The organism is Paenibacillus sepulcri, from assembly GCF_042647105.1.
GTDB classification, from domain to species: Bacteria; Bacillota; Bacilli; order Paenibacillales; family Paenibacillaceae; genus Paenibacillus_Z; species Paenibacillus_Z sepulcri.
The window spans coordinates 606818-629028 of the sequence record NZ_JBHRUP010000001.1; the positions used below are offsets into that span (position 1 = coordinate 606818).

A 22211-nucleotide genomic window follows, 5' to 3' on the forward strand; every position below is an offset into this window, starting at 1 on the left:
AGACAAGAAGCTAGATGACTTTGCGTTTCATCGCCAGGAACGGCGAGGACTCCGCGCCGCGCAGGTCGCGGCTTGGCTCGATCGTTACATCCTTATCCAGGATTACATGATTGACATTGCTATTCTCGCCAATGATTCCATTTTGCATAACAATGCTGTTGCGGACGACAGCGCCTTTATGAACATGAACGCCGCGGAACAGGATGCTGTTGATGACCGTCCCCTCGATAATGCAGCCGTTAGCAACCAGGGAATTGCTCATTTTCGCCCCTTCCGCATAACGCGCAGGCGGCTCATCCTTGACTTTTGTATAAACAACACCAGGTTCGAAGAACAAACTCTTCCACACTTCTGGACGCAGCAGCTGCATGCTGTTCTGATAGTAGCTGGAAACGGTATTGACAATTCCCAGGTATCCCTCGTACATATGACTCTGGATATGAAGCTTATCCACACGCGACATTATGGCGTGGCGCACGAGATGATCCTGTCCCTGGGCCAGTGAAGTCTCAACCAGCTCCATCAGCAGCTCCTTGCGCATGATGTACATTTCCATCGAGACAAGGTCGCTCTCCATGCGGCCGTAATGGTCCTGAATGCCCGTAATTCTGCCGCTCTCATCAATCAGCACTTTTCGCGCTTTCCCGTCCATCAGATCCATTTGCCGCTTGCAGACAACGGTGATATCCGCGCCGCTCGCTTTATGCTCGGCAACAATGGGCTCGAAGTTGATATTGCATATCATATGACTGCGTGTAATGACAACGAATTCGTGCTGGCTGCGCATAAAATAATCCCGGTGCTGGTAAAAGTGGAACAGATCGCCCCGCCGCACTTCGTTCACATCATCCGTAATCGGAGGAAGCATAAATAATCCGCTCTGCCGGTGATGCAAATCCCAATGCTTGCCCGATCCCAGATGATCCATCAGGGAGCGGTATTTGGTATGGGCGAATATCGCCACTTTGGAAATACCCGAATTGACCAGGCTGGACAATGTAAAATCAATCAGACGGTAACGCGCTCCGAAGGGCACGGTGGCCAGACAGCGGTCTGCCGTGAGCGACTCCATCTCATCCGATTCATGGATCAGATTGATCACACCAAGTATGTTGGAATTCATGGCTGCTCCACCTCCTGCAGAGTATTGCTAAGGGTCACATTCTCGTCGCTTGCAATGACCGTAACCGGTCCCTTGTCCGGATTGCCAATCGTCACGCCATCGGCAATAACCGCACCTTCCCCGACTATCGTGCGATAGATTCGCACATTCCGGCCAATCTTGACATTCGGCATGATTACCGATTCCTCTATAACACTATCAACACCGCATTGCACGCCATAGAACAGGACGGAACGGTGAACACGCCCTTCAACTATGCAGCCTTCGGTAATAAGCGAATGGGAGGCTTCACCGCCAGACGCGATGAAGTGGGCGGGCCTGTTGGGATTAACGGAATAGATTCTCCAATTGCGGTCGTTCAGGTCCAGAGCCGGCTCGTCGGAGAGAAGATCCATATTCGCTTCCCACAGGCTTTCCAGTGTACCAACATCTTTCCAGTAGCCGTCAAAGGTGTAGGAATTCAGCTTGACTCCGTCCTGGAGCATAGCCGGAATGATATCCTTGCCAAAATCATTGCCCGACAAGCGGTTAGCTTCGTCGCGGATCAGATACTGCTGCAGCACCGGCCAGGAGAAAATATAGACGCCCATGGAGGCCAGGTTGCTGGTCGGCACCTTCGGTTTCTCTTCGAAGGCGGTGATGCCGCCATCATCGTCGATGCTCATAATTCCGAAACGGCTCGCTTCCTTCCAGCCCACTTCAATACAAGCAATGGTAACATCCGCCCCGCGCTCTTCATGCTGCTGAAGCATCAGCTCATAGTCCATTTTATAAATATGATCGCCGGAAATAATCAACACATATTCAGGGTCAAAACGATCGATGAAGCCCATATTCTGATAAATTGCATTGGCCGTGCCTTTATACCACATGCCGCCTTTTTGTTTCATATAAGGAGGGAGTATAGCCATCCCGCCGTCCCGCCTGTCAAGTCCCCAGGGGCTGCCGATGCCCAGATAAGTATTGAGCACCAGCGGCTGATATTGCGTCAGCACGCCTACTGTGTCGATGCCCGAATGGGTGCAGTTGCTTAAAGTGAAATCAATAATCCGATATTTGCCGCCGAAGTGAACTGCCGGCTTCGCCAAATCTTTGGTCAGCACACCCAGCCTCTTGCCTTCTCCGCCTGCAAGCAGCATCGCTAACATTCTTTTTCTGCCCATGGACACTCTCTCCTTTTCTACTGCAGCTCGCCACCGCAGTAATTAAGTCCGCCTGCATAAACGCTAATGAAATTTCTGGAAAGATTGCGGCCCTTCCCCTTGAACATAAGTGAGTAATTGAAAGCTGAATGGAGCCACATCCACAGTCAGGCTGCACGCTCTTCCATGCCAGGCAGCAGCGCGGCTCTCAATGATATCCGGCACATGTTTCCAGGCACCGCCAAATGTGTTTGACTCACTATTTATAACGACCCGGTATTGACCCGGTTCGGGGACGCCAATAACGTAGGATTGAAGCTGTTGGTTGGAGAAATTGCATATGGAAACCGAGAATTCGTTGGCCGCATGGCCTCTGCGCATGAAGACGACGACACTTTGCGCGGCATTGTGCACATCGATCCACTCAAAGCCGCCGGGATCACAATCCCGCTCCCACAGCGAGGGCTCCATGGCGTATGTACGGTTCAGCGTCTTCACATAATGGTGCATACGATGATGGGATTGATACTCGAGCAGCTGCCAATCCAGCGATTCCGCATCCTTCCATTCATCGAACTGGCCCCATTCGCTCCCCATAAAGAGCAGTTTTTTGCCGGGATGCGTCATCCAGAAACCGTAAAATAGCCGAAGCTGGGCAAATTTCTGCTCATAGGTGCCGGGCATTTTGTTCAGCAGTGATTTTTTGCCGTGCACGACCTCATCATGGGAAAGCGGCAAAACGAAGTTTTCGGAAAATGCGTATACCAGTGAGAAGGTAATCAGATTATGGTGGTGAATTCGCTCTCCGGGGTCAAGCGCCATATAACGGAGCATGTCATTCATCCAGCCCATATTCCACTTGAAGTTGAATCCAAGACCGCCCATGTAGGTGGGTGATGTGACGGCCGGCCAGGAGGAGGAATCCTCCGCAATCATCAGCGCGTCGGGGAAATAATGAAATACCGTTTCATTAAGATGCTTCAGAAACTGGATGGCGTCCGTGTTCTCCGAGCCCCCGTGTTTATTATAAGTCCGCATCTCCGGCGGCTTATCCAGGTGAAGATCGATCATGCTGGCGACCGCGTCCACGCGCAGACCGTCCACATGGAAGACGTCCATCCAGAAGACCGCATTCGAAATGAGGAAGCTCTGCACCTCGGTCCGGCCAAAATCAAATGCGAGCGTCCCCCATAAGGGCTTCTCCGCCCGCAGAGGGTTCATTCCTTCATAGATCGGCGTTCCATCGAATAACCGGAGTCCATGGTCATCCTTGCAAAAATGGCCCGGAACCCAATCCAGAATAACACCGATCCCGCGCTCGTGGCAGCGGTCGATCAGAAGCATCAGCTGCTCCGGAGAACCGTAGCGGCTGGTGGCCGAATAGTAGCCCGTCACCTGATAGCCCCACGATTGGTCGAAAGGATGCTCGGTAATCGGAAGCAGCTCAATATGGGTATATCCCATTTCAACCACATAATCCACGAGCTCGCCGGCCATCTGCTCGTAAGTCCAAAACAATTCTCTGCCGTTGTTCTTCCATGAGCCCAAATGCAGTTCATAGATCAGCATAGGTTCATGATAAGGACTTTCTTCCTGTTTGCGGCGCTGCCATTTCTCATCGCGCCAACTGTATTTACCCAGATCCGCCACTATGGAAGCCGTCTTCGGTCTGAGCTCCGACTGGAAAGCGAAAGGATCGGATTTCAGCAGACGGTTCCCCTGAATCGTCTCGATTTCGTATTTGTACAGCGTTCCTGGACCGATCTGCGGAATAAACAGGCTCCAAATCCCGGTCTCTCCCACCTTCTGCATGGCATGACTCTCGCCGTTCCAGTCATTGAAGGAGCCGGTTACACGGACGTTGCGGGCATTCGGGGCCCACACTGCAAAACGGACGCCGCTTTCATCGCCAAGGCGAATGGGATGAGCGCCTAAGGTCCGGTAGCTGTGATATAAATTGCCTTTGTTAAACAAATATAAATCGCGCGTGGACAAACCGATTGATGCGGCATTTATCATGAGCGGCAGTGACCTCCCCAAGAAAAATGATTGTTAAATATTTGTCAAGTTTTCTGACATGAATGCGCGATTTTCTTTCATTATACACCGCCGTATTCAAGTTGGCACTCTATTTTCTGAAAATTGCGCCAGTCAGCTAAGCCTTATGGCTTATTCTAATTTATACAAATTGCCATCACAACATAACACAATAGTTTCCATTTATGTGGAGATTCACCTTAAATTTCTGCCGGAATCAGCGATTGCCTGCTTATAGTCCATATTAACCATTAAGGCATGCTTCGCAATCAGGCTCTATCCTCATCATAGCCGAGAGCCTGTCTATATTCAAAAGAAATCTTTCACGGTACAGCCGGAAAGTCTGACCGTGCCTTGAGGAGCCAGCTGATAGCGGATTGGCAGTCTGCCGGAACGTTCATAATCCCTATGCCTTTATGGCCCGACCAGCGAATACGCAGAATAAATTTGTTGGAGAATCCTTAAAACGGATAATAGCCGATGAATACAAAAGAAGTTGCATTGGAGGTGAATTTGCTTTCCATGTCAATGGGTCTCTAACATGGAAGAAAAAAAAGCAGCCCAGACCTGCTTCAAGTCCGGAGCTGCCTGTATGATCATCCTTGCGGGGAAACGCGGGGCTCCCTTTATTCAAAATCCTCCTGCTTCGTGATGTTCCGGGCAAGCGCAGCGCCTGTGAACCGTTTTCTGTAAAGCAGCGGCGTGATGCCGATATGGTCCGAGAAGGAACGCGAGAAGTGCGGGGTCTGCTTAAATCCGGTTTCATCCGCTATGCGGGATATGGGCCAATTCGTCTGCAGCAGCATCAGCTTCGCCTGATCCAGCCGGTAGGAGAGCAGATACTGCTGAGGCGTACAGTCGAACACCTCGCTCATGCATCTTGCAATATAGTTGGGATGCAGGCCCAGCGCCTCGCCAAGCTTGCTGTTGGTGACCGAGCCCCGAAAATGAAGCTTCAAATAAGCGGCTGCCTGCTCCGCAACAGAAATCGGCGCCTTGGCCGCATCCGTTCGCCAGCCCTCGTCAAAAAGCTGCAGCAAATGAAGAAACCATTGCTGGCGCTGCCAGAAGGCGCTGTGCGAGGTGCCGCGGGCCGCTTCATGCAGCTTGCCGAACAAGGAAATCGCTTCTTCCGGAAAGGGGAGCGTCATTGACTTGGGCAGCCGTATGGCATACGAATAATAATCGCCGCGAAGCGTGCCGCAGTTGTTCTCGTCGAGCTCCTCCCAGAGACCTGCCGTCTGAAAATGAACCCAGTCTATGACGGTATGCTCCGAGCAGGGCTTGACCGGATAATGCCAGCGGTCGGGGCGCAGAATCACCATTTGTCCCGGCCCCAGCTCCCATGTACGCGATTCTTCACCAATATATAGCATTCCGCTATGAACGAAGAGCAAATCGAAGACACCTATATTTCGTCGGTTTGGATGCTCGCCGCCGGGCGGATAGGTATTGCGGTTGGATTCGATAAAATAAGGCAGCGGTGGAGATAAAAAAGTAAGCAGTGGATCGGACGACAAAAGAAGGCCTCCCTGTTGAAGTAAGCTTAAACGGAATGTTATGTTTTTTCCGCCCGTTTATTCTATCAAACATTTGCAGCCGAATGAAACAGCATTTGACCCTAAACTGCAAAAAAACTTCAATTCGGGTGCCGCTTCCGGAAATAAAGCAGCGTTAGACCCGGAATTGCACGGTGATGATCAACGGCTGGTTCTGATCTTCAATCTGGACCAGCTTGGCTTTGCCCTGGATCCCGGCTGCGAGGCGTCGGATCTTGCCGCTGAGTTGTAATAAACAAAAAAGACATCGCCAATAGCGATGTCCCGGGTCTTTTTGACATTTTCAGTTTATCTTCATTTATCGTCCTGGATCAGGCTTCTTCCTTGCTCCCCCGATTCATGGATCTGTACGAAAGACAATATCAGATCCTGCGGATAATCTCCGAAAGAGGCGCCAAATAAATTAAGCCCGTTCCGGTTGATAGCATCCCCGGACACCTCGATCCGGACGCGAATGGGCTTGTTGAAGGTCAAATTCAAGTCACGCAGCGTTGTCCCGGACTTCCGGTCCTCATGAATGTAGCTGCCTTCTTCCGATACTCTCCACTGGATCAGCTTCCCGTATTGTGTGCCGCCGTTCCACTTTGCAGAGGTCAGCTTGCCCATGCGGTCCCCGTAATCCGCTTCAATGGTTATCATCCCGACGGGACAATCATTGATAAACAGCGAAATATCCGAAGGCCAATTCATATCGAAGCCAGGGGCTTCCGCGCATAATTCCGCCTGAAAGCGGAGCTCGCTGAAGCTGACGCCAGGAGGAACCGGGTTGGCAAAATAATATTCCACATAGCCTGAGCCCCCAAACCACAGCAGTGAGGCTTCCACCCGCTCCGGCATATAGAAAGCTCTTGGGTCATCGACACAGCCGATGTAGACCCCCTCTTTGTTCACCATCCCGCAGTACGGTTCAATGGAGCACTGGGAGTACATGCCGATCGGCATATGAATTTCCTCCAGCTTGTGAAGTCCTTCCCCCCGTTTGGAAGGCAGCTCAAGCAGAATGGAGCTGCAGGTGACCGTGCAAATCTTCTCCCTGTTGGCGCCAAGCGTCGAGCTGACCAGTTGGGCATGCTCCAGCATCTGAATATTAATCGTAATGGTCGGCTGCGCAACGCCCAGCGTACCCGCAAGCTGGGAAATACTCATGGGGCGCTCACCCAGCGTTTCCAATATGCGCAGCCTCAAATCACCGGACAGCGCTTTGGCAACATCGACAATGCGGTTAGCCGGGTAGCGCTGCACGAAATCTTTTATCTCGCTCATCTACTCGTTCCTCTCGACAGGCGTATCTCTTAAACGCATAATAAATGCCCAACTTGTTTCTACTATGTGTCAAACGCGGCGATGCGGGATCATCCAGCGTCCGTTCTTGATGCGCAGCGACACGAGCGGCTCCGGCTCCGCCTCGCCCTGGCCGGGAGCGGATGTAAAGCGGAATCTGCGCGCCAGCACCGCCAGAATCAAACCGGCCTCCATCAGCGCGAACTGCGACCCGATACAGCCGCGGGCGCCGCCGCCGAATGGAAAATAAGCAAACCTCGGCCACTGCGAGATGCCGGCGTCGAACCGCTCCGGCCTGAATGCGGCAGCATCTCCGAATACCCGGTCATTCCGGTGGATGGCATACGGACTGATCAGGAAGCTGCTGTTTGCCGGAAAATGATCCCCCAGCATCTCGACCGGCTGCTCCGCTTCACGGAGAATCGCCCATGCAGGCGGATATAAGCGCAGCGTTTCCTGTATAACCTGCCTGGTGTAAGCCAGCCCGCGGTAAAGGTCAAAAGCCGATTGTCCCTCACGCATTTGTCTGACGGTCAGCGGTCTGTCCTGAATCTCTTCATAAAGCCGTTCATCTACTGAACGCTCGCGGTCAAGCGCATAAAGCGCCCATACAATGGCATTGGCTGTGGTCTCATGTCCTGCCAGCAGCATGGTCATCATTTGATCGCGAATTTCCACATCGGGAATAGGATCGCCCTGGTCATCCCTGGTATCCAGCAGCAGCCCCAGCAGGCTGTCGGCATATTGCTCCGGGTTCCTGCGGGCTTCGGCAATGGTATCGTAGATCATATCCTCCAGAGACCGGATCGCTTTGAGGTGCTTGCGATTTTTCGGAGTCGGCACGGCAAGCGGGAGGATGATTGGCGAGAAAATGGTTTTGGCGCTTAGCCTGATCGTATCGTCCACCGCTTGCGCAAGCTCGGTCTTGGCCTCATGAAGCTCTGTCTTGAACATGCTTCTGGAAATAATGCCGAGCGTCAGCTGCATCATCACATCATGCATCGGAACCATGACGCCTTCCTGAAGCGTATCGGCAAGCCGCTCTGTTTCTTCCATAACGACCTCGGCGTATGCTTGAATGCGTTCCTTATAGAAAACAGGCGTCAGGTATTTCTTCTGCTGCCTGTGGCGCTCATGCTCGGCGGTCAGCAGACCGTCGCCGATGGTTCTGCGCAGTACGTTGGAGCTGCGGCCTTTGCGGAAGCGTTCTTCCTGATGCACGAGAATTTCCTGTACGAAGGCAGGCGAGTTTACGATAAAGGTAGGGCGGAACGAGCTTGTCCGCAGGGATACCATCTCCCCTAAGGGCAGCGCATTGATAAGGAATTGGAGCGGATCCCGCTGAAAGCTCAGAAAATTGGCAACTCGGGATGAAGGAATTCCGACCACTCGGGTCAAGCTGATCTCCCCTTTACGATTGCGGTTCATGCTCCTCCATCATACCGCCCTTTTGTCCAATGCTCAAATTAGAGCGAATACCGGCAGTCCCAGTCCAAATGCAAACGAAAAAGGCGCATTTGCCTGAAGCCGCCTCCCGCTCACTAAATCCCGGATTACCGCAATGCCGCTTGCATGCTGGTCAGCAGAATTTTGAATTCGGTTTTGCGCTTGTCGCTGCTCGCCGTAATCGTGCCGCCATGCAGCTCCACGATGCTTTTGGCAATGGCCAGGCCCAGCCCGCTTCCGCCGGTTTTTTTGGAACGGGAAGCCTCCACACGGTAAAAGCGTTCAAAAAGATGCGGCAGATGGCTCACCGGTATGGGTTCGCCATAATTGCGGAAAATGACCGACGTCAGTCCCCGCTCCTCTGTCAGTTCAATGTCCAGGTACCGTCCATCCCGGCCATACCGGATCGCATTGGTCATCAGATTCTCGAACAGACGCAGCATTAATTCGCCATCTCCCTCCACGATAATCGTTGCAGAGGGCGCATGAACCCGGCAGATCATGCCTGCCGCCTCCAGCGCGGGCACCGATTCATCCGCCAGCTGCTGGAGGAAAGGAACCAGATCGATTTGCTCCAATTTTAGCGGAATATCGCTGCTGGTCACACGTGTATAGTCGAATAGATCATCAATCAGCTTCTCCAGAACAAGCGATTTCTCATAGGCAATGCTCACATACTGGCGAAGCTCCAGCTCGTCCCTGTATCGATCCTGCTCGATATACCCCAGAAAGCCGAGTACGGAAGTAAGCGGTGTCCGCAAATCATGGGAGACGCCGGTGATCAGATCATTCCGCGCCTGGACGGCGGCACGTTCCTCTGCCTGCGCCTGACTCAGCCGCGCCGTCATCTCATTGACCGTCCGGGCAACCTGTCCCAGCTCGTCGGAGGAAGTGACCGGAATGCGATGAGACAAATCGCCTCCGGCAATCTGCTGCAATCCGGAGGTAATCAGCTCGAGGTACCGGATTATGTTTCGTGAAAAGATAAAGAAGAAAAGAAGAAACAAGACACATCCCGTCACCGACATGACTGTGACCGATCCGACCGTGTTAATGATCCAGCGCAGCAGCGAGGTAAGCGGAAAGGAGGAGGAAGGATTGAAGCGGATGAGCTGGGCAGCCAGAAAATAACCGAGCGTCAGCACCAAGCCCAAGGCCAGCAGGCTGGCCAGAAAGGCAAGCAGAAACTTCCACAGAAATGTTCGGAATAATCGGGGTTTCATCAGAAACAGATTCCTTTCGGCTTAACGGACTCGCAAACTATTGATTATCGATCTTATAGCCCACTCCCCATATGGTCTTGATGTAACGGGGCTTGCGGGGATCGGTTTCGATTTTCTCGCGGATTTTGCGGATATGGACCATAACGGTATTATTCGCTTCAAAAAAAGCATCCTTCCACACCTTCTCATAAATATTCTCGATGCTGAAGACGATTCCGCGATTGCGGGCAAGCAGCTCAACAATCGCAAACTCCCGTGGAGTCAGCTTGACGGGAATTCCCTCCACCGTTATTTCATGCGCGGCCGAATGGATCACAAGACCATCAATGACCATGGTATCGCCGCTTGTCTGGGGGGAAGTATATTTATTGTACCGGCGCAGCTGGCTTTTGATTCTTGCGATCAGCTCCAGCGGACTGAAGGGCTTGGTGACATAATCGTCCGCTCCTACGCTGAGTCCGGTAATTTTATCCATTTCCTGACCTTTGGCCGACAGAAAAATAATGGGCATTTCGCCCAGCTCGCGAATTTTCAGGCAGGTGTCGATTCCATTCATTCCCGGCATCATGATATCCAGCACAATCAGATCCACGGGCTCCCGCCTTATGATTGCCAGCGCTTCCTCACCGCTTGCGGCAATAAGAAGACGATAGCTTTCCTGCTGCAGATAAATCTGCATCAGCTTGATGATTTCGGGTTCATCGTCGACCAGAAGCAGCGTTTTAAGATTCACTTTATATGACGTCCTTTCATAAGTACGTTTCATTATACCAACTCTGGAAAGGCTTTTCACATTCTGAAGTTCTTATCTTTTTCTTAAAATTCGGGCAGCACGCCAGTAAAGGGCGCCGTGAGTGACGCCGCTTGCGAACAATCAGCAAAAAAGCGCCGCATGAACGGCGCCTCCTGCTGCATCACTATTTATTGTGCCTCCGACTGCTGATTAATTTGTGGCTTCTCAATCTGACACGTCAAGGAACATCGATGACGAAAGGCACCACAAACGTTTTTCCTTCCCGCTGGAACTGGCCCCATACCTTGTAAATTCCGCTTTCCGGAAAACGGGTCATGAAGGCGGCATCCGGTCCCTTGGCTTTCTCTTCGGTCGGGTGCACATGGAGATATTGCTCCGCATCTGCGCTTAAGATTACGACATGACCTACAGCGCCCAGATAAGGCTCAAGATCGGTAACCGGTTCATGCGTATTGGCATCGGTCATGTGAAAATTAAGCTCCAAATCCATGCCAGCCATCAGATGGCCGTAAGACAGTGTCACTTCTACGCCGTTAAATGTCTTGACCAGGCTTTTATCGGGTTCGATCGGTTTGGCTTCACCCGCCGACCCAAGCACGGAAATCCAGGTGCTGTTGTTCACTGCAGAACCGCCAGTCGGCACGTAATCCGCAATCAGCTTGTAGTCGCCCCCCGCAGGAAAATCCGTCTCTACTTGAAATTGTCCATTCCCGTTATATATCGGATGGATATGATCGAAATACGCGAGATCCCTGCTGACGATGATCAGATGCATCTGCTTCTCGTGATTAAAATCAAATTCCGCGACAGGCTTGCCCTTCCCATCGTTAATTTGTACAGTTATCGCAGTGGTCTTCCCTGCCTGAGGCTTCTCGTCCGACAGCTTCCAGACCGCCTCCGTCTGAATATGGGATGTACCGGAAGCTGCATGCCCTGAAGCATCATGACCATCATGATTCATTTGATTCATTTCGGCACTATCCTGATTCTCTGCCGCAAGAGGCGCCTCATCATGCTTGGATCTGGAGCATGCAGTCGCAAGACTTAACACAGCAATCAGCGCTACTATTAATAATCGTCTCATCGTTAACCTCCGTGAATTACAACTTGACCCGCTGCAGACGGAGTGCGTTCAGCACGACGGATACCGAGCTGAGCGCCATCGCAGCGCCTGCCAGCCATGGGGCGAGGAACCCGCTTGCCGCAATTGGAATGCCGATGACATTATAAGCCAGCGCCCAGAACAGGTTCTGCCTGATATTGCGCATTGTCTTCCTGCTCATTTCAATGGCATCCGGGATACTGTTCAAATCTCCCCGCATAAGCGTCACGTCTGCTGCTTCCATGGCCACATCCGTACCTGTCCCGATTGCCATGCCGATATCCGCTTCCGCCAGAGCCGGGGCGTCATTAATGCCATCGCCCACCATCGCGACCTTTCGACCCGCCGCCTGCAGCTTCTTCACCTCAGCCGCTTTTCCCTCAGGCAGTATTTCCGAGAGCACCTGGCTGATTCCAGCTTCCTTGGCAATAGCTCGGGCAGTACGCTCGTTGTCTCCGGTTATCATTATCACATCAAGACCAGCCTGCCGGAGACGGCTGACTGCCTGACTGGATGTTTCCTTGATGGTATCCGCAACGGCGAGCATACCTGCATATTGACCGTCAACAGCAGCCAGAATGGCGGTTTTCCCCTGTTCTTCTAGCCTGTTCATCTCCGTCTGCACGGTATCCGCCGTCACGTTGTTCGCCTTCATCAGCTTGCGTGTCCCGATCAGCAGCTCGCGGCCTTCTACTTTGGCCCGGATTCCAAACCCCGGCAAAGCTTCGAACGATTCCGCGCTGACAAGCGTAATTCCCTGCTGCTGAATTCCCTGGACAACGGCTGCAGCAAGCGGATGCTCCGAGCCCTGCTCAGCCGATCCTATCCAGCCTAGCAGTTGTTGTTCGTCCCATGGCGCTTCCAGTTGAATGTCTGTCAGCTCAGGCTGCCCTTTGGTCACAGTGCCCGTTTTGTCCAGCACAACCGTATCGATCCTGTGCGCAGCTTCCAGGTGCTCGCCGCCCTTGAATAGAATGCCAAGCTCAGCCGAGCGTCCTGATCCCGCCATGATGGAGGTCGGTGTCGCAAGACCAAGGGCGCACGGGCAGGCAATGACCAGAACGGCAATCGCCTTCTCCAGCGCTCCGGCAAAATTGCCCGGCTCGATTCCGAAGTACCAGATCAATAGAGTCGCGGCGGCTATGCCAACGACAATCGGGACGAAAATACCGGAGATTACATCGGCAACGCGCTGGATCGGAGCTTTCGAGCCCTGCGCCTCCTCTACTACCTTGATAATCCGGGCAAGCGCGGTGTCCTTGCCGATTTTCGTCGCCTTAATTTTCAGCAGCCCGTTCCTGTTGATCGTGGCGCCGAACACAGACTCTCCGGCATGTTTATCGACAGGCAGACTCTCCCCGGTCAGCATGGACTCGTCAACAGCGGAGATTCCCTCAAGCACTTCACCGTCAACCGGTACCTTCTCCCCCGGTTTCACAATCACGACATCTCCGATGAGGACCTCTTCAATCGGGATATGCAGCTCTCTCCCGTCACGAATGACCAAAGCGGTCTTCGCCTGCAGGCCCATCAGCGTCTTGATCGCTTCCGAGGAGCGCCCTTTGGCCAGGGACTCGAACAGCTTGCCCAGCAGGATCAGGGTAATGAGGATCGAGCTTGTCTCATAGTACATGTCTACCTGGTGATGGCTGCCGATCGACTGAAAAGTCAGATAAAGACTGTAGAAAAAGGCCGCCGATGTGCCCAGTGCGACAAGCACATCCATATTCGCGCTGCCATTGCGCAGCGCTTTATAAGCCCCTATATAGAAAGGTCCGCCGATAATAAACTGGACCGGAGCCGCCAGCACAAGCTGGAACCAGGGGTTCATCAACAATTCCGGAAGCCAGATCCAGGAGGTAAAGGAGAAATGCGCAACCATCGCCCAGAGCAGCGGCAGTGACAATACAGCTGACACCAGCAGCCTGCTCTTCTGTCTGCGTATCTCCTGGCGGCGGCGTTCTCCGGCATCCATGACTTCTGACTTCAGTCTGGCTTTATAGCCCAGCTTCTCCACGCGGCTGACCATATCGGAAACAGACACATCCGCGGAGGAATACTCCACTCTTGCGGTTTCCAGCGTAAGGTTGACAGCAGCCCGCTGCACACCCTCAAGCTTATTCAAGCCTTTCTCGATCCGGGCTGCGCAAGCCGCGCAAGTCATGCCTTCGATCGCCAGATCGACGGTCTCATGAACCGTGCCATAGCCAAGCGCCTGGATCTTATTCTCCAGCTGCTCTCTGTCCACCTGCTCCGGATCATAGTGGACGGAAGCCTGTTCCAGAGCAAAATTAACGGAGGCTTGCGATACACCCGTGAGCCTGCTCAATCCCTTCTCGATCCGGTTTGCGCATGCGGCGCAGGTCATACCGGAAATTTGCAGGGTCGTTTGCTGTTCATATTCCTTCTCTGGCACCGGACTCATATGCATCACCCATTCTCTCTATATGGTACCCCAGTAGGGTATAATTATACGTATAAAAAAGGAGCCGTCCATCCGGCGGCTCCGGATCCTTACACTACGTCATACCCTTGATCTTCTATCGCTTCCTTGATTGCAGCCAGCGAGATCTTCGATGCATCGTAATCAATGCTGACCGATTGTTTGGCGAGATCCACTTTGGCGGCAGCGCCTAATGTTTTGACGGCCCCTTCAACAGAATTCACACAGTGACCACAGGACATTCCTTTTACATTCAACAGAACATGCTCCATGATGATTCCTCCTATAGGCGGCCTTAGTCCGCCGGATATTATAATGGGAAGAGAAACGCAGCACCGCAAGCAGGATGAAACGCAGCTTCTTCTTATTTCATCAGTTTCTTGACTGTAATCAGCAGCTCATCAATGACTTCATGCTCGCCAGCCTGAATGCGCTCCACAACACAGGATCTCATATGCCCTTCCAGAAGAAGCTTGCCTACACCGTTGAGCGCGGATTGAATGGCGGCGATTTGATTCAGAACATCGTCGCAATAGGTGTCCTTCTCAATAAGTCCCTTAACACCGCGAATCTGGCCTTCAATCCGGTTGAGCCGGGTTATTAAATTGGTCTTCATGGCGTTTGAGTGATGACTCTTGCGCTCTCCTTCACTTGCACAGCTTTCCTTATCATGCAGTTCGACTGACTCATCCATGAGCGGATCACCTCTTCTTCTACAATATACAATACCCCCCATGGGTATGTCAAGCGGGCAGCGGCATTAAATTTTCCGTTCAATCTTCCCTATGTATATTCCATAATTGTCCATTATCATGACTGGGGCCTGATAATGGTTACGACATCATTCTTCCGAATGGCCCCTTCCCGTTCGACAGAGCAGACGATGCCCCGGAGCTTCTTCGCCGCAGGCACGAATTTTTTGGCCGCCGCTGATGGATATATTTCCGATTCAATAACCTCTCCAGGATCCTTGCACGGCATATTTTCACCTTCGCAAATCAACCCCGCCCCGGAGGCGAATACCAGTCTGGCACCCAAGGGCAGCGTGGTCAAGGGATCCAGTCCCTTAAGCAGCAAATTGGCGCCCAGCCATTCCGGTCTGATCTCCGCCAAACCCATGTTGCGGGCGATCTGCCGGCACTCCTCGACAGAAACGATACTGATTTGACGGCGGTTGGCAATAAGCTGTCCCCGCGGATAAATTTTCTGCCGCGAATCAGCCTTGCGCAGCAGCCCGAAATGGCGGTCGCCCGGTATGCCGCCAAGCTCAACCTGGATTTCCCCGATCCTTCTGGTAACGAACGAGGATGGTGCATCCGCAATCAGGACGGCTTCCACAACTGCTATGCTTTTCTCTGCCATTCTTCTCACGCCCCCAGTTTCATCGCGTCATTGCTTTATTATGGCTGGCTGCTGCGGCGGCATCCCATCCGGCCGACCCGCCATAATTTCCATCTTTCTTCTAACTATATAACAATGAGGATCGAATCCGGATGTTCTTTTCATGTGAAAATTAAAGCTATACACGAAATAAAAAGGACAATGGAGCCCATATTCGGGCTCCAACTGTCCTTTTGCCATTTCGATTAACCATTACCTTCGCCTGGAAATCCTCCCCATGCCTACGCGGGTTTTGGGCTTGGTTGATTTGCGTGGGGTGAGCCAGCTTGATTTCTTGCCGCCGCTGCCCGAATCCCTCGTAATCGTGCCGGATTTGGGCGGCGATTTATTGAAAATGCTGTTGCCGCTGCCGGCTTTGCTGGAGTCGGCGTCCTTGGCCCTTTTGAAAATAGAGCCCTTGCGGTCCACCGTCATCGGCGGAATCGCTTTTTTCTCGTTTGCGGTAGGCGCATGGTAGCTGCCTGTCTTCGGTTTATAAGTATCCGCATCCGTATATCCGCGATAAGAGCCCCCGCGGCTGCCTCCGAACAGATCGCCAAGCAGGCTGGCCACAATATAGCCCTGAAGGAAGCTGGAGCTGTAATTGTTGCGGACATATTCTTTGGAATCGACTTCAATCAACGTATCTTCGGGCTTTTTCACATCCTGCTGCAGGTGAATGATTTTATCGGAATAGACCAGAAACATATGGTCAGTCTTCTCGTCTGAGACCTGCTGCGGTTTATTCTCATCCGCCAGAGCCTTGGCCACTTCCGGAACGCTGAGACCTTCCGACCGATAGATGTACGATGTCGCGGATCCGCTGCCGTTCACTGATTCCAGCGGGTATTGGTCTTCAATCGTGCTCGTTACGCCGCATGCCGCAAGAAGCGGAACAATCAGACTGATAGCGAGCAGATTCTTAAGGTAGAATGACAACCTTCGTCTCATTGCTTGAACCCCCTAACTTCCGCGGAGGACGCGGACGTCGGCCGGAAGCACATCTTCACCCTCATACATCATGAACCGCCCATCCTGCCATTCGATCCGGAGCAGCTTCATATCGTCGGATTGATACTGCCATACATACTGCTCGCCGCCCTGCACAAAAGGAGCCTTGCCCGTGACCGTAATCAGCCCGGAATACTGCTCCTCCAGATGATAGGTCCTCTCGTCCAGCTCGATGACGGTAGGGACCTCATCCACCGAATCCAGCCTGCCGTCAATTGGCGTATAAATGGCATATACCGTTTGCTCGCGTTCTTCAATCGTCAGATAGGAAACGGCAGCCCCATCCTGCAGGGTCAGCACAATCAATCTGCGCTGTCTGTTCTGGGTACGGCCAATGACCTGATAGGTGACCAGCGATATTTCACAAATATCACCGGGTCCAATGGTAAGGATAGTCTTCTCCGGTTTTGGCGGCTCCGGCTTTGCCATTATATTCTTGATACGTTTAAACAGGCCCATCGCCATCGCTCCTTATTATGTGGATTGGCCCTGTTGTTACAGGCACGCCCCGATAATCAATGCACCGGCAACATGGAAGGAGCCGGCAAGCAGCGCGTGGGCGATTTTGCCTTCCTTCGTGCCTTTGTCCAGGTGCAGGCTAAACATGGAGCGGAAGACTAGCTCCAGCAGGGTTTCAAGTACAAGCAGAATCACAAAGGAGATCACGGAAACCAGCAGCGCTTCGCCCAAATGGTTGGAGGTTGCAATGGACTGGGACAGAATGTAAGCTTGCGCCAGCAGCTTCATGACGAATCTGGTGGTAACCGCTACATTGCCTTTCTTGATCTCTTCCATATCCTTGTATCGCGTGAACATTGAATCCACTGTCATCAGTACAATCAGGAGCACTGCTCCCGCTCCGGTCCACACCAACATGCCCACTACTTCTTGTAAGGTCATCGGACATCCTCCATCATCAATTTTGCCGCATCCATTCGTGCAAAGAAAAAACGTCTGGGGGACGTCAGATCAGCGGGTGAGCGCGATCATCGTCGGCGGACGTTCTTCTTAGGTACGTTTTTGTTTAGTTCTTGTTCTCGTACTGCTTCATCAGAGCTGCCAGCTCATCTTCGACCGCTTTATCCTTGCCAAGCGCCTCGATCTCGTCGTCAAGCGACTTTTCCTTGCTGTTCATTTCGTTGCTTGCTTCCGCCTGCGCTTCCATCTGGAGCATTTTCTCCTCCATCCGCTTCATTCCCGCAGTTGCCGTATCGGCGCTGAAGCCAGCAATCGATTTGTTGATGTCCGTTTGTGCCTTCGCTGCGTTGTAACGGGCAACCAGCGTTTCGCGTTTGTTCTTCATATCCGTCAGCTGCTTGCGCATCTCTGCAAGCTTATCGCGCAGATTGTCGGCTGATGCTTTATTCTGGTCATAATTGGTTTTATATTCGTTCATTTTCTGCTCGGCCGCTTTCTTCTCTTCGAGAGCGCGGCGGGCAAGATCGAGATTCTGCGCCTGAGCTGCCGTATGAGCCTGCTCCTGCCGTTTCTTCACGAGCGCTTCCTGCTCTTCATACAGCTGCTTGAATCTCTTCTCGATCGCAATCTGAGCGGCGACGGCTTTCTCAGCATCCTCCAGGTCTTCCTGCATATCGCGAATATATTGGTCAGTCAGTTTAACCGGATCCTCGGCTTTCTCAATCATGGCATACACATTGGATAAAGTTAAATCTCTCAGACGTTTAAAAATCGACATTTTTTGTAGTCCTCCCTTAATATGTTCTGCGTTGATGTTACCTATTACGCAATCAGAGCAAGATACGTTTCAATTATGTATCCGAAGCGGAACTAAAATCAACTGAAGATTTTATTTCATTTGGAAAAAAATGATAATGGCGCTACCGTTTATCCGTCCGCTGCTCGCCTTCAACCGGATTAAAAATTTCTCTGCTCTTCCCGCGCTGCTCCGAAATCGCATACGGAGGCAGATCGCTCACCTTGCCATCGCTTCCGATCGTACCGTATTTTATGAATGCCGGGGTTGAAAAATTATACATAAAATAAGTAGACTCGCCAAATGCCGGCGGTTTTGATCCGGATTCCCGATACTTGCCGCTCGCCGACCAGGTATCCTTCTGCCACTTCACCTCGGCCAGTCCCTGTTCGTTAATCTCAATATAGCTGATTAAGCCTTTGTATTCCTTCGTAAATCGAAGGGCTTCTCCCTGGGGAAAGACATAATCCTCAGAGAATCCTTCCCCTAAGGGAGTTAGCCCTTTCTCCAGCGGGATTGGACTGAGATTGGCGGCAATATTGCGGGCATCCGGGAGGCTGCCCGTCATAAGCTTCCGGTAGTCGGCTTCTCCGGATGGTGTGCGGACGATCGCCTGTCTGGTGGCCGTGATGTAATCCACTGTACCGCCCAGAGTCTCGGAGAGAAAACGAAGCGGAACATAGGTACGGCCGAAAATAATCTGAACCGGCGCATCCAGCTTCACGCGGGTTCCATTGACATTGGCTTCCGTCACCCCCTCCTGCAGCATGACCGTCATGTTCTGGCTCGGATTGGTGATGACAACTGTCCTCGCGGGCGCATCGTACGAATAGCTCACCCATTCGGGGTCGTTAAAGGCAATCAATTGAACGAGCGTGTAGCCTTGCAGGAGAATGGGCTGTTCCTGCAGCTTGCCGTCAATAAATACCTGTGGCTGTACGGGAGCTGCGCCATATGCGGACATGCTTGCTGTCATTGTGCCTGCCAACAGCAAGGAGACAGCGGCGGCCGTTTTAAACCATTTGATCATTTGATTGTTTCCTCCTTGCTTGTTGGTTCGCAGGCAAGATTCTATTATCGTCATGGTTATAGATTATCATATCATCGGCAAACTGGAAACGACCCCCATCGCAGAAAGAGCCGCGATGGAGGTTTCTTTAAGAGAAATTTAGACTGGATTCAGTTGCTGCTGCGGCTGTACAGCAGCGGGTTGAGCGGACTCGCTGCGAGATCGCCCGGTCCAAGACCGGGGAACCAGGCAGCCATGTCGTTTCGGTGGGCGCTGCTTTCCGGCTCGGCTATCCGCAGCCCGTCCGCAATATAGATAATTGTCATAACCTTGCGCATATGATCCGTTGGATTGCCCGGTGCGCTGTGCACCGTCCAGCCGGAGTGGAATGTGGCATCTCCCGGGGCCATTGCTCCGTACGTCCACTGTTCAAAGCCTTTGCCATCGATATACTGTGCAAGCGTCTTATGGGATTCGTCGGAAATCACCATCCGGTTGATGTACCCTTGGCTGTGCGATCCGGACGCGAAAGTCATGGAGCCTACCTCCTCCGAAATCGGCACAAGCGGCATCCAGAGCGTGATTGTCTTGTCCGTATCCAGCGGCCAGTAGATCTGATCCTGATGCCAGGGGGTATGGCCGCCGTATGGTTCTTTGAACAAGGCCTGATCATGATACATCCGGACGCCATCCACGCCCATCAGATCGGCAGCGATCTTGGCGAAACGCCGGGCCAACGAAAATTTGGCCACTGCCTCGCTTTTTTCCCACAGGTTGCCGATCTGGATAAAAGCCTTTCCATATGTGTCCCGCTCTTCAAGCGGCTTGTTCTGCTTGTTCAACCGCTGGACGCACTGGCTGATTATCGGTTCATAAGCCGCAACCTCGCTGGCCGAAGCGACGCCGCGCAGCAGGACATGCCCTTTCTCCTGATAGTTCTTGATCTGTGTTTCTGTTATTTCATACGGCTCATCCAAAGCAGGCAGCAGGGTGATCTGTTCATCGGCTGACATTGTTTATTCCTCCTTCATGGAATACGGAATCATCATCTCGTTATATGACGATTATATTCATTTGCATGAGGATGGTCATTGTCAATCCTTATTGGATGTTTGTCAAAAACAACTGAAAATCTGAGTTTCATTATGATATACTTCTAGATAATGAACACCGTCAGAGTAAAGGGGCCCGCAGTATGGATATCCGTGAAGTTCAGCGCAGCTCTCCCCCGTTCGTACCTTATATCCGGAATAGTGAATATGCCATTCGGCGGCCGTGGGATTACCCCGAGAGAAGGCTGCTTGATTATCTTCTTATTTATATCCAGGAAGGGATATGCCAAATAACGGTCGACCGGCGGGTCTACCGTTTTGAAGCCGGACAATTTTGCCTCGTTCAGCCTGGGAGTCTTGTCGTGCTGGAGGGGCTTACGGATACCATCACTCCCTATGCCCATCTGGATGTGTTTTATAATCCGGAGCGTGAACGAAGCTTCGCCACCCGGCCGGGGCAGCTCGACCTGAGCGCATACCAGGAGTTGATGCAGCCCGACCTGGAGCAGGTATACGGGGTTCATATTCCGGTGAGGCTTACGGTGGGCAATCCGAAAAAATTCAGTGAAACCATCATTCGGTTGACCGAGCTATGGCAGCAGCATAATCCCCTGATGCAGCTGAAGGCGCATCTGCTTGCCTCCGAGCTGATGATTGCCGTATTGGAAGCCTACGACCGGGAAAACAGCTTCAGCATGCGCAGCGCCAAGGATCCCTTCGGCTGGATCGTTTCGTATTTCTCGGTGCATCTGAACGAACCTCTTTCCATCCAGGACATGGCCGGCAGAGCCAATCTCTCCCCGTCCCGGTTCAGCGCGCTGTTCAAGCAGCGCTATGGGGTTTCCCCGCACCAGTACCTGCTGGAGATGCGCATTACGCATTCCCGTGAGCTGCTGCAAAGCTCACTGTTAACCCAGGAGGAAATAGCCTCCTACTGCGGTTTTGCCAATATTCACCATTTCTCCAAAACGTTTAAAAAACGCACGGGGTTCTCTCCCGGGCAGTGGCGGGATCAGGGTAGAGGATAGCGCTGGAATTTTTGTCATGCTAAAATTTTTCATTCCAACCAAAGATATTCGGTGCAGCCGAACCCTTACTCATCCTTCCCGCAAATGCCATAGAAAAACAAAATATTCATTTCTTCTATAAATTGTTCCATATTTCCATACTGCCGGGCGTAATCCAGCAATTGTTCGGATTGCCGAAAAAACATATCGATATAAAACAGTATCGTTGGAATCGAAACCTTGCTTGAGATTTCTCCCCGTTCCTTCCCCTCATTGATTAAACGAACAATAAGCGGCAGGACTTTTTCTTTATATTCCGTTTCAAAATATTGATTCATCTCATGGTCCTCAATCATGATTTCCTTGATCACCGCAGCGGGCAGCATCTTATACGATTCTTTGCCGCGGATAATGCTGTACTGTACGATCTCTTTCAAGGAATGCTTCTCCGTGATATAGGCTTCAAATTCCGCCGTGTACTTGTTGATATAATCCATGAACACTTCCCGCAGCAGCAAGTCTTTACTTCCAAAATGATTATAAATCGTAACCTGCGACACATTCGCCTTCTTTGCGATATCCGCTATCCGTATCCGCTTGGGCTCCCATGTTTTCAGCATTTCAAAGGTACTCATCATAATCTTCTCTTTAATACGCTCGGCTCTCTTCTCAAATCCGTTCATGTCGTTTTCCCCTTTTTGAAAAAGACCTTCGGCGTATTATAACATATGTAATATATACAATAAAATATTTCACCATTTCACAAATAGGATTGGTCCTTGCTGACCCGCAGGGCACATTTAAGTAACCCGATTACATTAATGTGCCTTCTTCTCAAAAATAATCTTTATCATCATAATGACAGGGAGCGGATTCGCCTTACGTTAAGACGCATGAAGCATAACTATATATACTTGGGAGGAATATG

Annotated in this window: 22 protein-coding genes; 2 read left to right on the forward strand and 20 right to left on the reverse strand. The window is 51.9% G+C overall.

The genetic code is table 11. From position 1 onward, the window contains the following. Positions 1-10: 10 nt before the first annotated feature. The 4 genes from glgD to ACFOLF_RS02700 form a co-directional block, all read right to left on the reverse strand. Complete coding sequence (glgD, locus tag ACFOLF_RS02685; protein ID WP_210039939.1) at positions 11-1123, reverse strand: glucose-1-phosphate adenylyltransferase subunit GlgD; 1113 nt, start codon at positions 1121-1123, stop codon at positions 11-13. Continuing rightward, entirely contained in the window at positions 1120-2286 is a 1167-nt protein-coding gene (locus tag ACFOLF_RS02690; RefSeq protein WP_210039938.1) for a glucose-1-phosphate adenylyltransferase, read from the reverse strand. The genes glgD and ACFOLF_RS02690 overlap by 4 nt, the downstream gene beginning before the upstream one ends. 63 nt (positions 2287-2349) lie before the next feature. Next, entirely contained in the window at positions 2350-4284 is a 1935-nt protein-coding gene (glgB, locus tag ACFOLF_RS02695) for a 1,4-alpha-glucan branching protein GlgB (protein ID WP_210039937.1), read from the reverse strand. 644 nt (positions 4285-4928) lie between these two features. Next, on the reverse strand, positions 4929-5822 hold the full coding sequence (locus ACFOLF_RS02700; protein WP_210039936.1) for a helix-turn-helix transcriptional regulator: 894 nt from the start codon (positions 5820-5822) through the stop codon (positions 4929-4931). A gap of 40 nt (positions 5823-5862) precedes the next feature. On the opposite strand from ACFOLF_RS02700, the gene ACFOLF_RS02705 reads away from it, so the two are divergent. Further along, positions 5863-6093, forward strand: coding sequence for a hypothetical protein (locus ACFOLF_RS02705; RefSeq protein WP_210039935.1), 231 nt, complete (start codon positions 5863-5865; stop codon positions 6091-6093). A gap of 62 nt (positions 6094-6155) precedes the next feature. On the opposite strand, the gene ACFOLF_RS02710 is transcribed toward ACFOLF_RS02705, so the two are convergent. The 15 genes from ACFOLF_RS02710 to ACFOLF_RS02780 all read right to left on the reverse strand — a co-directional run bounded on the left by ACFOLF_RS02710 (position 6156) and on the right by ACFOLF_RS02780 (position 20237). Next, on the reverse strand, positions 6156-7124 hold the full coding sequence (locus ACFOLF_RS02710; protein WP_210039934.1) for an ArsR/SmtB family transcription factor: 969 nt from the start codon (positions 7122-7124) through the stop codon (positions 6156-6158). Between the two features lie 69 nt (positions 7125-7193). Next, positions 7194-8570 carry a cytochrome P450 gene (locus ACFOLF_RS02715; RefSeq protein WP_379113337.1) on the reverse strand — a complete coding sequence of 459 codons (1377 nt, stop codon included), beginning with the start codon at positions 8568-8570 and terminating at the stop codon, positions 7194-7196. Positions 8571-8695: 125 nt separating this feature from the next. Then, positions 8696-9811 (reverse strand): sensor histidine kinase, encoded by a 1116-nt coding sequence (locus ACFOLF_RS02720; RefSeq protein ID WP_210039933.1) that lies wholly within the window; start codon positions 9809-9811, stop codon positions 8696-8698. A gap of 37 nt (positions 9812-9848) precedes the next feature. Further along, on the reverse strand, positions 9849-10544 hold the full coding sequence (locus ACFOLF_RS02725) for a response regulator transcription factor (protein WP_210039932.1): 696 nt from the start codon (positions 10542-10544) through the stop codon (positions 9849-9851). Between the two features lie 238 nt (positions 10545-10782). Next, positions 10783-11649 (reverse strand): hypothetical protein, encoded by an 867-nt coding sequence (locus ACFOLF_RS02730; protein WP_210039931.1) that lies wholly within the window; start codon positions 11647-11649, stop codon positions 10783-10785. A gap of 16 nt (positions 11650-11665) precedes the next feature. Further along, the gene (locus ACFOLF_RS02735; protein ID WP_210039930.1) at positions 11666-14092 is read right to left on the reverse strand and encodes a heavy metal translocating P-type ATPase; all 2427 of its coding nucleotides are present in this window, start codon (positions 14090-14092) and stop codon (positions 11666-11668) included. A gap of 89 nt (positions 14093-14181) precedes the next feature. Continuing rightward, positions 14182-14382 (reverse strand): copper ion binding protein, encoded by a 201-nt coding sequence (locus ACFOLF_RS02740; protein WP_210039929.1) that lies wholly within the window; start codon positions 14380-14382, stop codon positions 14182-14184. A 92-nt stretch (positions 14383-14474) separates the two neighbouring features. After that, the gene (locus ACFOLF_RS02745; RefSeq protein ID WP_210039928.1) at positions 14475-14804 is read right to left on the reverse strand and encodes a metal-sensitive transcriptional regulator; all 330 of its coding nucleotides are present in this window, start codon (positions 14802-14804) and stop codon (positions 14475-14477) included. Between the two features lie 116 nt (positions 14805-14920). After that, on the reverse strand, positions 14921-15472 hold the full coding sequence (locus tag ACFOLF_RS02750) for an MOSC domain-containing protein (RefSeq protein ID WP_210039927.1): 552 nt from the start codon (positions 15470-15472) through the stop codon (positions 14921-14923). A gap of 231 nt (positions 15473-15703) precedes the next feature. Then, complete coding sequence (locus ACFOLF_RS02755) at positions 15704-16441, reverse strand: DUF4247 domain-containing protein (protein ID WP_210039926.1); 738 nt, start codon at positions 16439-16441, stop codon at positions 15704-15706. 12 nt (positions 16442-16453) lie between these two features. Next, complete coding sequence (locus ACFOLF_RS02760; RefSeq protein ID WP_210039925.1) at positions 16454-16960, reverse strand: DUF4178 domain-containing protein; 507 nt, start codon at positions 16958-16960, stop codon at positions 16454-16456. A gap of 36 nt (positions 16961-16996) precedes the next feature. Next, a complete protein-coding gene (locus tag ACFOLF_RS02765) occupies positions 16997-17401 on the reverse strand; it encodes a DUF350 domain-containing protein (RefSeq protein WP_210039924.1) in 405 nt (134 codons plus the stop codon). Between the two features lie 124 nt (positions 17402-17525). Next, positions 17526-18197 (reverse strand): PspA/IM30 family protein, encoded by a 672-nt coding sequence (locus ACFOLF_RS02770; protein ID WP_210039923.1) that lies wholly within the window; start codon positions 18195-18197, stop codon positions 17526-17528. Between the two features lie 142 nt (positions 18198-18339). Then, positions 18340-19245 (reverse strand): copper amine oxidase N-terminal domain-containing protein, encoded by a 906-nt coding sequence (locus tag ACFOLF_RS02775; protein ID WP_210039922.1) that lies wholly within the window; start codon positions 19243-19245, stop codon positions 18340-18342. Positions 19246-19394: 149 nt separating this feature from the next. Then, positions 19395-20237, reverse strand: coding sequence for a phytanoyl-CoA dioxygenase family protein (locus tag ACFOLF_RS02780; protein ID WP_210039921.1), 843 nt, complete (start codon positions 20235-20237; stop codon positions 19395-19397). 182 nt (positions 20238-20419) lie between these two features. Between ACFOLF_RS02780 and ACFOLF_RS02785 the strand changes: the two genes are divergently transcribed. Beyond that, positions 20420-21304, forward strand: coding sequence for a helix-turn-helix domain-containing protein (locus ACFOLF_RS02785; RefSeq protein WP_210039920.1), 885 nt, complete (start codon positions 20420-20422; stop codon positions 21302-21304). Between the two features lie 65 nt (positions 21305-21369). Here the strand turns inward: ACFOLF_RS02785 and ACFOLF_RS02790 are convergent, their stop codons facing one another. Then, positions 21370-21966: a TetR/AcrR family transcriptional regulator gene (locus ACFOLF_RS02790; RefSeq protein ID WP_210039919.1), complete on the reverse strand. Its 597-nt coding sequence runs from the start codon at positions 21964-21966 to the stop codon at positions 21370-21372. Positions 21967-22211 lie beyond the last annotated feature (245 nt).

Excerpts from the sequence above, each read along its gene's own strand:
- ACFOLF_RS02780 (WP_210039921.1), bottom strand. The coding sequence starts at position 20,237 with ATGTCAGCCGATGAACAGATCACCCTGCTGCCTGCTTTGGATGAGCCG.
- glgB (WP_210039937.1), bottom strand. The coding sequence starts at position 4,284 with ATGATAAATGCCGCATCAATCGGTTTGTCCACGCGCGATTTATATTTG.
- ACFOLF_RS02760 (WP_210039925.1), bottom strand. The coding sequence starts at position 16,960 with ATGGGCCTGTTTAAACGTATCAAGAATATAATGGCAAAGCCGGAGCCG.
- ACFOLF_RS02735 (WP_210039930.1), bottom strand. The coding sequence starts at position 14,092 with ATGAGTCCGGTGCCAGAGAAGGAATATGAACAGCAAACGACCCTGCAA.
- ACFOLF_RS02770 (WP_210039923.1), bottom strand. The coding sequence starts at position 18,197 with ATGTCGATTTTTAAACGTCTGAGAGATTTAACTTTATCCAATGTGTAT.
- ACFOLF_RS02690 (WP_210039938.1), bottom strand. The coding sequence starts at position 2,286 with ATGGGCAGAAAAAGAATGTTAGCGATGCTGCTTGCAGGCGGAGAAGGC.
- ACFOLF_RS02745 (WP_210039928.1), bottom strand. The coding sequence starts at position 14,804 with ATGGATGAGTCAGTCGAACTGCATGATAAGGAAAGCTGTGCAAGTGAA.
- ACFOLF_RS02720 (WP_210039933.1), bottom strand. The coding sequence starts at position 9,811 with ATGAAACCCCGATTATTCCGAACATTTCTGTGGAAGTTTCTGCTTGCC.
- ACFOLF_RS02740 (WP_210039929.1), bottom strand. The coding sequence starts at position 14,382 with ATGGAGCATGTTCTGTTGAATGTAAAAGGAATGTCCTGTGGTCACTGT.
- ACFOLF_RS02705 (WP_210039935.1), top strand. The coding sequence starts at position 5,863 with ATGTTTTTTCCGCCCGTTTATTCTATCAAACATTTGCAGCCGAATGAA.
- ACFOLF_RS02785 (WP_210039920.1), top strand. The coding sequence starts at position 20,420 with ATGGATATCCGTGAAGTTCAGCGCAGCTCTCCCCCGTTCGTACCTTAT.
- ACFOLF_RS02765 (WP_210039924.1), bottom strand. The coding sequence starts at position 17,401 with ATGACCTTACAAGAAGTAGTGGGCATGTTGGTGTGGACCGGAGCGGGA.
- ACFOLF_RS02730 (WP_210039931.1), bottom strand. The coding sequence starts at position 11,649 with ATGAGACGATTATTAATAGTAGCGCTGATTGCTGTGTTAAGTCTTGCG.
- ACFOLF_RS02755 (WP_210039926.1), bottom strand. The coding sequence starts at position 16,441 with ATGAGACGAAGGTTGTCATTCTACCTTAAGAATCTGCTCGCTATCAGT.
- ACFOLF_RS02750 (WP_210039927.1), bottom strand. The coding sequence starts at position 15,472 with ATGGCAGAGAAAAGCATAGCAGTTGTGGAAGCCGTCCTGATTGCGGAT.
- ACFOLF_RS02790 (WP_210039919.1), bottom strand. The coding sequence starts at position 21,966 with ATGAACGGATTTGAGAAGAGAGCCGAGCGTATTAAAGAGAAGATTATG.
- ACFOLF_RS02775 (WP_210039922.1), bottom strand. The coding sequence starts at position 19,245 with ATGATCAAATGGTTTAAAACGGCCGCCGCTGTCTCCTTGCTGTTGGCA.
- ACFOLF_RS02710 (WP_210039934.1), bottom strand. The coding sequence starts at position 7,124 with ATGAGCGAGATAAAAGATTTCGTGCAGCGCTACCCGGCTAACCGCATT.
- glgD (WP_210039939.1), bottom strand. The coding sequence starts at position 1,123 with ATGAATTCCAACATACTTGGTGTGATCAATCTGATCCATGAATCGGAT.
- ACFOLF_RS02715 (WP_379113337.1), bottom strand. The coding sequence starts at position 8,570 with ATGAACCGCAATCGTAAAGGGGAGATCAGCTTGACCCGAGTGGTCGGA.